We start from the raw sequence: 13,687 nt of genomic DNA, 5'->3' as shown, positions 1-13,687 counted from the left end.
TGCGTTACAGTTCTGCTCCGTTGGTACGGATCACATTCTGATACCAGAAGAACGAATCCTTACGATATCTTTTTAGCGTACCGTTGCCATAGTCGTCCTGATCCACATAGATAAATCCGTACCGTTTGCTCATCTCGGAAGTCCCTGAACTGATCATGTCGATCGGCCCCCACATTGTATAACCCAACACTTCGACCCCATCGGCAATGGCAAGTCCCATCTGTTCGATATGTTTGCTCAGGAAATCAATCCGGTATGGATCGTTGATCGTTCCATCTTCATTCAGCTTGTCGTAGAAGCCTGAGCTGTTCTCCAGAATGAAGACAGGCTTTTGATACCGATCATAGACGAGATTAAGCGTATAACGCAGGCCAATCGGATCAATCTGCCAACCCCACTCGTTAGCGGGCAGATGCGGGTTTTTATATACACTGTGTACATTACCTGCCGTTAGTTCGAGCTGCTCCGTATCACTGCTGGAAATCATGGAGTTGTAATACGACATCCCCACAAAGTCAGCCGTATGTGCGCGAATGCTATCCAGATCGCCGTCCTCGATGTTCAACTGGATCTCCTTGTTTTTGAAATACGTTTTACTATAGTAAGGGTACTCGCCTTTATTGAGCACATCGAGATAGAACTGATTTTTCATCTGATCATCCTGCTGCATCTGAAGTGCGTCCTCCGGCTTGCAAGTGTAAGGATACGTTGTAAAATAAGCGACCATACTTCCGATCTGGTTATTCGGATCAATCTCATGAGCCATCTTGGTTGCTCTGGACGCAGCTACAAATTGATGATGCAACCCCTGGAACAACATTTCCTCATAATTCGGAGCATCATAATCAATGATTCCCAGCGTTTTGGCCGATGCTTTCACGCTCATGTTGATCTCGTTGAACGTCACCCAATATTTCACTTTGCCCTTGTAGCGATTAAACAACACATCGCAATAGTTCACATACAGATCGATCAATTTGCGGTTATACCATCCTCCGAACTTGTCCATAAGTACAATTGGCGTATCAAAGTGACTGATGGTGATCAGGGGCTCCATACCCTGCTTAAGACATTCATCAATAACCTGATCATAGAACTCTAGTGCCTTTTCGTTCGGAGCGGCATCGTCGCCACCTGGAAATACTCTGGCCCATGAAATAGAATAACGGAAGACTTTGAATCCCATCTCGGCAAATAAAGCGATATCCTCACGGAAGTTATGATAAAAATCGATCCCCCGGCGCTTCGGATATTTCACGGTATCCGGGTCATTCCTGGCCTCTTCAATCATCTCCCAATTCACTCTGATCTGCTTGGTCACTTTGCGATCGTTCTTCTCGTTAAATTTCATCACTTCTGGGATGGTCAGGCTCTTGCCATCTACATTATAAGCTCCCTCGGCCTGACAGGCAGACAGTGCACCGCCCCATAAAAAATCTTTTGGAAAATTGGAATTTGTCATTTTAGTTTCCTCCTGTTATTACGTGTTATTAAGTCTTATTAAGACCATCTAGCTTGTAACTTGTAGCTTAATGAAAAGATGAGCAGTTCTTACGGAATCAGCTTAAGCAAAGGTTCACTCTCCCGGATCGGGCCGCTGGTCGCTGTAGTCAGCACATCTCCGTACTGTTGCATGTTGGTAACGACAATGGACGTAATGGTGTTGTAGCCCGCTGAAGTAATGCCCTCCGGATCAAAATCCACCAATAAATCCCCGGCCTTAATTGTCTGTCCCTGCTCGATATAGGCGTTAAAATATTTGCCTTTCAAGCTGACGGTATCCACCCCGATATGAATCAGGATCTCGACACCATTCGCTGCCTTCAAACCGATGGCATGTTTGGTGCGATAAAGCGCCTCAACTACTCCGTCAAATGGAGCGTATACCTTGCCATCTGTCGGAACGATTGCAATGCCTTTACCCATCAACTCTTGGGCAAACGCCTGATCTTCCACCTCAGAGATCGGTTTGATCTCCCCTGTCATTGGACTAACGATAAGCATGTCAGAAGATGTGGATGTCTGTGATGGCACTGACTCCGGAGTAGTGTCCGTTGCAACTGCCGCCTGATTGCTATTTACTTTATTCGTAGCTTGCTGCTTTGATTTATTTCCATCTGTATCTTCCTTGATGCCAGCCAATAGCGTGAACACAAACCCGAGTACAACTGCGGCAATACAACCAATAACGACATACATGTAACGATCTGATGTATACGTACCAATTGCCAATACACCTGGCAGTGAAATTGCATTCGCTGTTGTATGCACCAAGCTGTAGAATCCACCGACTAATCCACCTGCCAGGCAACCTGCGAAAAAGGGACGTTTATATTTGAGCGTAACACCATAGATCGCCGGCTCAGTAATCCCGAACAAAGCGGTGAATCCACTTGAAGCAGCTGCTGATTTCATCGTTTTACTCTTCGTCAGTACAAACACACCGAAGGCTGCTCCAGCCTGAGCCAAATTCGCTGCCAGTGCTGTTGGTAACAGCACGGTTGCACCAAGTGTAGCCACTTGTTGAACCTGAATCGGCATGATTGCATAGTGCATACCAAACATGACCATGATCGGTTTGAAAAATCCAAGAATCGCACCAGCAAGAACACCTGCGGTTGAGAACAATGAGTTGATACCATTGGTCAACCAGTCACCGATATATGATCCTACTGGACCAAGCACGATTAGTTCCACCGGAATCATAATAAACAAAACAATCATTGGGGTAAGCAGGACCTGTAAAAACTTAGGAATCACTCGATTGACGATCGGATACACATAACTCATAATCCATACCGCCAAAATGATTGGAATGACGGAAGAGGAATATTTCATCAACAGAATCGGCATGCCGAGAAAATCAATACTGTTTACACCCGTCTCAGCAATCTGAGCCGCAGCGTTCAAAATGGTTGGATGCATTAGTCCCGCAGCAAGAGCTACCGCCAAATAGGGATTGGTTTTGAAACGATTTGCAGCACTAACAGCCAGGAAGAACGGCATAAAGTAGAAAATACAGTCCCCGATCATGTTAATGATCGTCAGGAAACCGGATCCTTCCAGGTAACCCATGGCAGTTATAACGGTAGCCAAACACTTGATCATCCCGCAACCAACAAGTGCTGGCAGAACAGGTGTGAATATACCTGCGATGGTTTCAAGCACTACATTGACGGGGTTCCGTCTCTTTTTCGGTCCACTGTCTGTAGACTCCGTAAGCTCGCCAATCTTGTCAGAGGTTAGATTTCTCACTTCACTATAGACTGCATCTACCTTGGCACCGATAACAACCTGAACCTGTCCACCGGAATTTTGTGCCTTGAGCACGCCTTCGAGCTGATCCAGCGCCTTGAGGTCTGCTTTGTTATCATCCTTTAATACGAATCTCAAACGGGTTGCACAGTGTGTTAGCCCGGATATATTTTGCTCGCCGCCAACGAGATCAAGTACGTTTTTAGCCAATTCTTTGTTGTTCATGACCCTTCTCCTCTACATGAATAAATTGGATATATAAAAAATGACCAAGCCGGGGAATCGTCATTCCCTAGGCTTGGTCATGCCTGATCGAATCAGTAACAGTCCAATATGGATTATTCGGTTAGTTCCTTCACTAGTTCATTCCGTTGGTTCATTCGAAATCAATCGTTGGATATGCAGAATCAAATATAACTTTTCATCATCGGAACAGGTCCAGCCATAATTACTTTTCAGAAAATCAGCAATCTTCTCCACGCAAGCGAGTTCCTTCGGAAACTTCTCCTTCACCATTAGAAACAGCGATTCATTCTCGTCTTTGAGCGATTTACCGCTCATCTGCCTCAGAATGAAATACCGGATATGTGTGGCAAAGCGCATGAAATGGATAGAGTCCTCCTGAAAGTCAATTTTGAGCGCATATTTGATCACGGACAGGATTTCGCCCGTAACTGTGGTTACCTTGGTGGTATCCGTCATCTCTCCAGAGCCCACCTGTGCATTAACAAAATGCAGAGCAATCAGTGTTGTTTCGGCTGTTGGCAGAGCGATATCCGTTTTTTCCTGAATCAGCTTCAGCGCAGCCTCCCCCACCCGGGTCTCGTCCGGATAGAGTGTCCGCACTTCCCATTCCAGCGGATTTTTGATACGGATGCCTTCTCTGGTTCGGGTTAATGCAAAACTGATATGGTCGGACAGGGTGAGAAGCAGATTCGGGTTAAATGTTTTATTCAGGATCTGACTGCCCAGCTTGATGACTTCCTCCGCGAGATAAATATCCTCAATTGGAATACTGTTCAGCAGATCATACATCCGGATGTTCTTTGGTGCTACGAATATTTTCTCCACCAAGTCCGTCTCCGTCAGCTCATAGGGCGTTTTCAGAAATCCTACACCCTTACCTACGACAAAAACCTCTTCGTTATGTTCATTAATAGCGATGGCTACGTTATTGTTTACTTTCTTGATAACCTTCAATGTTCTCACCCCCCAACAAAAATAAAAAAAGACCGAAAGCGATTACAGTAAAGCAATCGAATTCGGTCATGCCTGGTTTCCCCAGTAACAGTCCGTGTTATGAATATAAGTTTATTATAGTGCTGTTTTTGAAAAAGTCAATCATCCAATCTTAGGGAAAAATCACCCACTCTTATCATTGAAGGGAACGTAGAGACCCGATACGTCATATATAACAACGCCCTTTTTTATAACTATAAAAAGAAAATGTGACCATATGCTCTACCCGCCAGTCTAATTCATATAAAAACCAGCCAAGTGCTGGCTTCATCCCTCCAATACGAAAGGAGCTGTTATCCATGGGTTCAACCGATCTCGTTAACCAGGCCATCCAAGGAGATCGTGAAGCCTTTATCCGGCTTATCCGAGACATTGAAAACTCTTTGTACAATACGGCAAAATCCATGCTGCGAAAAGAGGAGGACGTGGCCGATGCCATTCAGGAGACAATCCTGAACGCATACAAATCGGTGCATACACTCCGGGAACCCCGGTATTTCAAAACCTGGCTGTTTCGCATCCTCATCAATGAATGCAACACGATGCTGTCCCGCCGCTCTCTCTCCACCGCTTATGCGGAAGTACCTTCAGAAAAGCGGGAGCATTCCAGTCCCTACGATGAGGTCGATATGAGAGAAGCGGTAGACCGTCTGGAGGAATCGAAACGAATTGTTGTCGTTTTGCATTATTTTGAAGACCTGTCTCTCCGTCAAGTCGCCGATGCCCTCAATATTTCCGAAAGTGCAGTGAAAATGAGACTTACTCGGGCAAGGCAGGAGTTATATCAGAAATTCAAAAATTTTCGGGAGGTAAACTTACATGTCAAACCCGTTTAATATCGATCAGGAATTAAAGAACCAAGCGAAGGAGCGTCCTCTGATGTCTGAACACGTTCGTAACCGGATTGATGCCACACTGGATTCTCTGCCAGCGTCACCCAACACATTGAAAACCGAACAGACTTTGCACTCCAGTCGCCGGAACAAGCGATGGCACAAGGCTGCAGCTGCGACGATTGCAGCCGGAGTATTGGGCGTGACCGTATTTGCATCCGGCTTTGTATCACCGGCCATGGCTGCCTCCTTGCGCAATATCCCACTCGTGGGTAGCCTCTTCAGCTCGATAGAAGCCGATATGGGTCTGCGAACGGCGGGCAACGAAGGCTTGACTACCCCTGTTAACAGCAAGGTCGCTTACCAGGATGTGAAGCTGGAAGTGCTTGAAGCGGTATATGATGGTACCCGTGCTGCGTTTCTGGTTCATTTCACTGCGCCTAATCTGAATCAAGGCGAATATGACAATGGCAAGGACATCGTGAAACTGAGTAGCGGAATTGAGAATGTCTTTTTCAAAGTCGACGGGTCTCTTCCGAATAGCGGACTGTTCTATAGTTCGGTAGGAGAAACGCAGCCAGATACACTGCTCTTTGAGCAGGTCATTTCCTCCGATCAGGGAACGGCACATTGGCCAGATCGGTTTGATGCTCAAGTTCAATTGACGTTGCAGGGCATTGATCATGAGTTCGAGCTGACGGTTCCATTTGCCAAATCAACAGAAAACATTCATCAGGTTCTGCCTAACACAGCCATGACTAACGATCTGTTTACTGCCTCTGTTACGGAAGCTGAGATTACCCCTGTCACTACTCGTCTAACTACTGTTATCAGTTTGAACGATAAGAGTACTCTTACGGCAAAAGAGCAGGAACAGCTGAGTCACATCGGATTTGCAGTCTATGATGATCAAGGGCGGCAACTGACCTCACTTAGCGGCGAGGGCATATACGAGGGTAACCAACTGAAATCGGAACGCATATATGCCACAACAGCCAAGGATGTAAAATATCTGATAGTGAAACCTTTCGAGATCAAGGATGACTTCGCTGAAGAGGTTAAAGACACACAATTCATCAAGGGAATGGAAATGAAGATTCAGCTTCAATAGCCTGATCTCATTTCCTTATGAAGGAGCCATTCCATGTCCATCCAATATTCAATCTCATCTCCCATCATACTTGGTCCGTTATTCGTTCTAGTCCTACTCGCCCTGATGCTCCACGCCAGGGTGAGTAAAACCAGGTATACGGTCAGACAGTATGTGTCGATGCTCGCATTTGCCATATATATGTTGGGCGTTATGCATTTTGTATTTTTCCCTATCGACGTGAACATCGGAATCTATGCCAATCAAACTCCATGGTATCAAAGCATTCAATGGATTCCGCTCCTGACCGCGGATGCACCAAGCTTTCTCCTAAACATCGTGCTGTTTATGCCACTGGGGTTCATGCTTCCTTTCATAAAACCTTGGATTCATTCGATACAAACAGCAGTATTAGCAGGATTGACCGTAAGTTTCCTCATTGAAATAACACAGCTCCTGCTCCGAGTAACCTTGGGTAACGGTCGCAGCACCGATCTGAACGATATAATAGCCAATACAACGGGAAGTGTACTTGGTTTTATCATTCTGAATCTGTTCACCAAAAGTTCCATCGGACAGCGCCTAATGGCCCTATGGGAGTCACCACGGGGAGTATCATCCAAAGATATGCAGTAAAATGAATATTAGCATGCATAACGCCCCTTGAAGGCAAAACCTGGTCCATACACTAAGATGAAAAAAGTCGTCTACTATGGTACAATGAAAAAATTGTGTATTCAGAGACAGACATGTGGATAAAGGCCATGAACGAAGGATTTCTGATGCCTTTTATCCATTCATCATGCTGCCATTCTAGGGAGGCTTATGGAACAACCATGCTCATCATTGGTATCGCCGGAGGAACCGGCTCCGGTAAAACGACGGTAGCTCGCTCCGTCATAGACCGTCTGGGATCAGGTAAGGTTACTTTTATATCCCAAGACAATTATTACAAAGACCAGTCGCAGCTCACACCTGAGCAACGCCGACTCACCAATTACGATCACCCGTTTGCATTCGATAATGATCTGTTGATTGAGCATCTCACCCTGTTGAAAAAAGGCCAAGCGGCGTATGCTCCCGTATATGACTTCACCATAGATAACCGTGCTGCCAATGAGACGGTTGAACTGGCACCGAACCATATTGTCATTGTAGAAGGATTACATGTGCTGATTGACGAACATCTTCGCAGTCTAATGGACATCAAAGTATTTGTTGATACTGATTCCGATGTGCGGATTCTGCGGAGAGTACTGCGGGACATTGAAGAACGCGGACGTACGATCCAATCCGTGTACAAACAATATCTCGAAACGGTAAAACCAATGCACGATGCGTTTATCGAGCCATCCAAAAAGTATGCTGATATCATTATTCCAGAAGGCGGACATAATGAAGTAGGTATTCAGATGTTATCCATCCTCACCGAGAAATACCTCACCGGGGAAAATTGGAACGGCGCTTAATTTTGTTTCAAAGCAACACAATAGAAATCCAGGTTACGATACAGCGTAATCTGGATTTTTTGTTGATTTTTCATTTATAATAGTCCCCAATAGTTGAAAGGAGATCTACCCCTATGGCTACTTTTGAAGAATTCATGCAGCATGACATCCGGGTTGGTACCGTGGTGGAAGCCGAACCCTTCCCCAAGGCTCGCATACCCGCTATTAAAATGACGATCGACTTCGGACCACTTGGCCTGAAACGTTCCAGCGCTCAGATTACCCAACGATACACGCCTGACATGATCATTGGTAAACAGGTCGTTGCTGTAGTTAATTTCCCACCCCGGCGGATTGCCGGTTTTGTCTCTGAAGTACTCGTGCTGGGCGGCGTGCCTGGTGAAGGCGATGTTGTCTTGCTCACACCGGATAGTCCGTTGCCAAATGGAACACCGATAGCCTGACTTTATTTTGAGCAAGAATAATATGGGCTTTTCAAATGTTTGGAAATCGAGTATCCTTGATGTATTGAGTATTGAATTGACTATTGATGGAACTACATATGTTGGAGACCTTAAAGCATAAGGCTATGAATCTGCGGATTCGTGGCCTTTTTTTGTGTTTTTCGAGGAAATATAGGTCTGGAGCATTAGTAAGAGTTGTCTGGAGAGGAAGGAATATATTGATATATCATACCAACAGACTAGTTATACATGGTAGAATAATGATTATTATTACAAATTTAGTATCTAGTAGCCTGAAAAGTACATATCAAGGAAAAAAACTCACAATTGAGAGGAGTAAGATTCATGAAAAAAATGATGATTTCCGGCGTAACGGCATTAGCTTTATTAACAGGGGGTATCGCAGGTTTTGGAGGCGTTGAGAGTTCTGTAGAAGCCGCACAAGCTACAACTAAATTCAAGGACGTTCCAGCTACACACTGGGCATCCGCAGCGATTAATTCAGCCGTGGAACAAGGGTATTTCAAAGGGTATACTGACGGAACATTTAAACCAAGCTCACCTGTCACCAAAGCTGAAATGGCAAGTATCTTGGGACGTCTATCCGAACAGCCTAATGCATCAACACAAGAACAAAACAATTTCACGGACATACCCGAGTGGGCAAAGAGTGGTGTCTCAATTGCTATCGCAAAAGGTTTTATCAACCCTTCTAATTACAAGGGAAAATTTGATGCACAAGGCGCTCTTCAACGAGGCGAAATGGCTATTTGGCTGACGCAAGGGCTAACCGTTGTTGATCCTGAGTACAAACAAGTACTCTCCGATGTGACCAACACCGTTGTGCCTGCAAAGGAATATTTCACTGGTAAACTCGCAAGCGCTCAAAAAAATGCTGTAGCCGTTGCCCTGGGAACAGGACTGATGAGTGTAGCAAACGATAAAACATTTGGTGTCGATCGTACTACAACACGAGCGGAGGTTGCTGTATTGATCGCCCGTTATGCAGCAGTTGCCAAGACAAAGCCTGCCGATTTTCAGGGTTTAAATGAGCTGCGAGCAGTGGGTTTGACGGGGACGAATTTGAATATTATTGCAAAGTCTTTCAAACAAACACCTGAAAGAAAAATTATTCTATCAAACAATCAGAAGTACGATGAAGTTGTAACTAATGACTTTTCGAAAGTTAGAAACAAAGAAATCGTTACCGATACAAATTATGCTGATCTTAAAGTTTTGAATTGGATTATTGTAGATACTAATGTCGCTAGCAATAACCGTAGCATTTATTATCCCGTTTTTGTAGATGAAGGAGTAAAGCTCCAAAACGATAGATATTTCTCTTTCGTCGAGTTTGATTTAAATATTAAATCGGCATCCATGAACCAACCACAAGCCGGAAGTCTCCTTAATTCAGCTACCTTTAATCCTTTGGCTTCCCCACAGTCAAAATCATTTTTGTCATATGAGGCTCCAAAAACAGGAGACTACACCTTGAATAGAGGAGTCTTTGGAGTTAAAAACCCTATATATTGGGCACAAGGAATGTTACATTTTAATCAATCTGTGACGAGGGCTGTGACCTTAGAAACCAAAGAGGGGGCAATCTTTAGTGTCATCGATACAAAATAAAATAAAAGATTTGAGGTTGAAGCCAGCTATCAGTAAATTACTGATAGCCTTTCTAACCATCTACGCTGTATTAACACCTTATTCATTTGTGCACGCCGGTGGCGGACCTGGTACTAAACCTGCAATAAAACCACAATATATGGTACCTGAAACACCAGCTAAATCTCAACTAAAAGTTATACCTGTTGAAGGGCAAAAAATGACCAATATTGGTATTTATATTTATCAAATTGATGATTTAAGATGGAGCGTTGATGGCGGATGTAGTGGGCCTAATGATCATATTTTGCTAGCTAACGATCCATCAACAAATCGTCCCGTTTCCTCGACAGTTTGTGTTGATCTTGATCTGGATAAAGAATTGTACAAACCTGCAATATATATGGATAAGAACAGCGACCCTTATCCACGATCAGAATTAACCGAGGTATCTCTAAAGCCTCATTATATGGATGACAACCAACATTACAATGCAGATTTAAATATGCCTAAACTTGTTTCTGTTGACTCCTTCAATGGTAGAAGAACAATGTTCACCATGAAAATAGGCGGCGTTATCAATGCAACAGCTGCTAGAGAATATAACCCACCTAAATGGTCAGCAGATTACATCTTCAATACAGATCTTTATTGGAAAGGTCTTGTTGAAATAACCAAAGAGATCAACCTTACCGCTGGCGGGCAACTTAGCTTGAACCAGTCCAAACAATTGAATGCAACTGTCAAAACCAAAAATGGAGATGGAAACTTTGGTGCGGAGACCAATGTAAACACTGGCAGCGGTGGTACAACTACATGGGAATCATCCAATCCTGGTGTCGCTACCGTTAGTAACTCCGGATTAGTTCAAGCCGTCAGCAGAGGAACGACAACCATCACCGTACTGTGGAAGAAAGATGGATTTGAGTTAACTACCACTACAAACATTGGTGTTGAAGAGAACCCAGGTACGGGTGAGGGCGACGGGAACGGAGGCGGTGGTGGAGGTTGCACGCCAACGATTGGACCACCTTCTGCTGGAACCATTATGAGCATGAATGATCTCGATCCTAATGCCAACGGTGTTATTAAGTCAGATAACAGAGATAATGAGACATTTAATGAATTAAAAGGAATACCTACTTCCGAGTCACTCTACACAAACGCCTTTGCTGACAATTATCTATTTAAACAAGCTTGGGCGAAAATGAGCGGTAAAGTTACATACAACTGTAATGTCACCATCTCGTACGACAGAGAATGGACAGTACCTGGACCAGAAATATGTGATGATGATGGTTGTACACCAGGGCCACCTGTACCCGCGAACGACACGGTACCCAAGCCATACACCTTCCAGATCACAAGAGACTACTCCTACTGGAAAATTAACAATCTGGAAATATACAAGATCGCTAAAGCAACGATGAATAATTACGCTTTGCCCGGTGAGACCGTTACGATGAATCCAACAGGATACACACCACCAATACTAGAGTCTAAAAATGATGAATCTGTAGAAAGCCATGTACGACCAGGGCAAACCACTTCAATCTCATATACTCCACCCAAATTAACAGGTGGTTTGAACCAACCTCCCAGTGTGCCTGATGATACATCACGGTTAAAAGGGATGGCTGAATCCAATACACCTCAAAGTAAAGTAAATAATGATCTAGTCAAATTCAACAACACAACCATTATGAATGATGTGGAAGCAACCAAAGATGGCCCAACACCATCCAACATCCCTAATCCAACGACAATTGGGCGTGATGTGCTGTACAAACCGGGTAATATGATCAGCAATTCCCTGCTGAATAAAGCAAACACTACAAGCTCTGGTGAAATCTATTATGATTTGCTACCGGGTAACGTGAATGGCGGCTCCAATAAAATATTACCGATTAACGGCATCAACACCGTCACGGTACACACCCCTGTCGTCAACTACGCCTGGGTATCGGATGATCAGCCGCATAATCAGAAAACCGTACCGGACCCAGCCAGCGCTGCACTCATTCTGGAACGTCCGTTCATTGTACGAATTCCCACATCGGGACAGCAGTTGGACGCAGCGAGTTATCCCGGTTATGGAAATCGGGACTATGCCAAATATTTTCGAATCAAACAGGTGCAATTCCCGTTTGATGTCTATAACGCAGATCGGAGTCAGTTTATCCCTGCCAAGACATGGGTCGATATTCCGGTCAATCAACTGGATACCACATTCTATCTCCCTGTATGGGTAGACGAAGGCAAATATCACATTGTATTCCGTAATATTGCAGAGAATGCACCTGCAAACTTTACCGAGCAACAGGATGCCAATACCAATCTGACACATCATGTTGCAGCAGATACCGTACCGGTAGATGTGATCGGAAGGTTATATGATTTTCACGTCACTGATATCTCCGATTACAACTGGGAAAATGTATTTCGCAAGCGATTGGGTAGTCCCGACCCAACGGGCCTTAGCTACTGGGCAGGGATGAATAGCATTGATGGTGATCCGAGAGGTAATCTGACTCCATTTGTATTGCCCATCCGACCAGGAAGCCATCCGGTGCAGGGATTCGCTAACGCGACTGTGAAGACGGGGTACCATTTCAAGTTCGATCTGAAGACCAAGGGCAATATGTTTGGCAAGCAGGATGGTATTCGAATAACACCAACTTTTTCTTTTGTAAGCAAAGACGGTTTATCCCGACAAGAAGTGGATCTGTACTACCATCGAGGCCAGGAACGTCTGATCCGTATCGGATCGGCTCAGGATCTGGAGAAACGCTTTGTTGTCCTGAATTCGCGGCTTCGAAATGTACTCGGCATAGAGTTAGGCGATACAGCACGTTACCAGTATACGTATGAGCTGTCAGCGGAAGAACGCAACCAGCGTACGTTGGCAGAACATATGGTTCGCCTGGTTGATCAGACTTCTCATCAAAAAACATGGGTAGGCCGTTATGACTGGATGATCCTGTCTGCTCCAATTCGGACACTCATCGGACCCAAAACGGGCATTCCTTCCGGGGTCAACGTGGACCGCGCCAATGCAGCAATCCAGCGTTGGTACGGGGAGTACAGCTTGCCAGCCGATGTATATGCTGTACCAAAAGGGACGGATCTCGAACCCCTTGCCCAACAAAATCAGCTAGATGAGAAATCGAAGATTTTTCTAAAGAATGGTTATATCGTAGTTAACTTCAACATGGAGAGCCTGCGGAATGGAAATACAGAGGCGCCCCATCTGCAATACATTCATGCACCACTGATGAATCAATGGCAGATGGAAGGTTTCAACAAAACGCCAACAGACAGTCAAGGCAGAACCTGGCCACTGAAGGATGGCGATATTGTCTTTTACCATGCTGATCAGTCTAGCCGGAACGACTTCCAATCCCAAGTACCACACTAGTACTGAATCGCTCATGTCAGCACGATTGGCTAAGCAGATGTAGCCAACCACATGTGGACAGAAGAGTCTATATGGGGAGTACCTCTCCAAAATAAGACTGAATATCTATATAGCGACAATCACCCAATGAAGCAATCAATAAATATATGATGAAATAGCCATGAAGTGCCGGATTAAGTACTATACAGCCTGCGCAAAACTATGGTGTACTGAATGCATAGGTGCGCTGAACGACATACGATGAAGCATTCACAAGCTATTGCTGTATCACGTTCCAACTACAAACAACATACCTGTTATACAACAAAAGGGTTACCCTGAAAGTCATC

10 protein-coding genes are annotated in these 13,687 nt (G+C 44.7%); 7 read left to right on the top strand and 3 right to left on the bottom strand.

From position 1 onward, the window contains the following. Positions 1-4: 4 nt before the first annotated feature. From MKY87_RS17175 to MKY87_RS17165, 3 genes are all read right to left on the bottom strand, one after another. Positions 5-1,462, bottom strand: a complete 1,458-nt coding sequence (locus MKY87_RS17175; protein ID WP_036674654.1) for a glycoside hydrolase family 1 protein — start codon at positions 1,460-1,462, stop codon at positions 5-7. A gap of 89 nt (positions 1,463-1,551) precedes the next feature. Beyond that, positions 1,552-3,480, bottom strand: coding sequence for a beta-glucoside-specific PTS transporter subunit IIABC (locus tag MKY87_RS17170; protein ID WP_339787214.1), 1,929 nt, complete (start codon positions 3,478-3,480; stop codon positions 1,552-1,554). Between the two features lie 138 nt (positions 3,481-3,618). After that, complete coding sequence (locus MKY87_RS17165; RefSeq protein WP_340965508.1) at positions 3,619-4,464, bottom strand: PRD domain-containing protein; 846 nt, start codon at positions 4,462-4,464, stop codon at positions 3,619-3,621. A 329-nt stretch (positions 4,465-4,793) separates the two neighbouring features. Here MKY87_RS17165 and MKY87_RS17160 point away from each other — a divergent pair, with 329 nt between their 5' ends. From MKY87_RS17160 to MKY87_RS17130, 7 genes are all read left to right on the top strand, one after another. Further along, a complete protein-coding gene (locus MKY87_RS17160) occupies positions 4,794-5,330 on the top strand; it encodes a sigma-70 family RNA polymerase sigma factor (protein ID WP_124118256.1) in 537 nt (178 codons plus the stop codon). After that, positions 5,314-6,438, top strand: a complete 1,125-nt coding sequence (locus MKY87_RS17155; RefSeq protein WP_340965506.1) for a DUF4179 domain-containing protein — start codon at positions 5,314-5,316, stop codon at positions 6,436-6,438. The genes MKY87_RS17160 and MKY87_RS17155 overlap by 17 nt, the downstream gene beginning before the upstream one ends. A gap of 33 nt (positions 6,439-6,471) precedes the next feature. After that, positions 6,472-7,053 carry a VanZ family protein gene (locus MKY87_RS17150; RefSeq protein ID WP_340965505.1) on the top strand — a complete coding sequence of 194 codons (582 nt, stop codon included), beginning with the start codon at positions 6,472-6,474 and terminating at the stop codon, positions 7,051-7,053. 200 nt (positions 7,054-7,253) lie between these two features. Beyond that, a complete protein-coding gene (udk, locus tag MKY87_RS17145) occupies positions 7,254-7,886 on the top strand; it encodes a uridine kinase (protein ID WP_017691162.1) in 633 nt (210 codons plus the stop codon). Between the two features lie 113 nt (positions 7,887-7,999). Next, entirely contained in the window at positions 8,000-8,329 is a 330-nt protein-coding gene (csaA, locus tag MKY87_RS17140) for a chaperone CsaA (protein WP_062837691.1), read from the top strand. A gap of 345 nt (positions 8,330-8,674) precedes the next feature. After that, positions 8,675-9,961 carry an S-layer homology domain-containing protein gene (locus MKY87_RS17135; protein ID WP_338590036.1) on the top strand — a complete coding sequence of 429 codons (1,287 nt, stop codon included), beginning with the start codon at positions 8,675-8,677 and terminating at the stop codon, positions 9,959-9,961. A gap of 484 nt (positions 9,962-10,445) precedes the next feature. Further along, positions 10,446-13,358 carry a DUF5704 domain-containing protein gene (locus MKY87_RS17130; protein ID WP_340965504.1) on the top strand — a complete coding sequence of 971 codons (2,913 nt, stop codon included), beginning with the start codon at positions 10,446-10,448 and terminating at the stop codon, positions 13,356-13,358. The last annotated feature ends 329 nt before the right edge of the window (positions 13,359-13,687 follow it).

It is taken from the genome of Paenibacillus sp. FSL R7-0198, from assembly GCF_038000415.1.
In the GTDB taxonomy this organism is placed as follows: Bacteria; Bacillota; Bacilli; order Paenibacillales; family Paenibacillaceae; genus Paenibacillus.
This window is presented reverse-complemented; position numbering and strand designations above follow the sequence as displayed.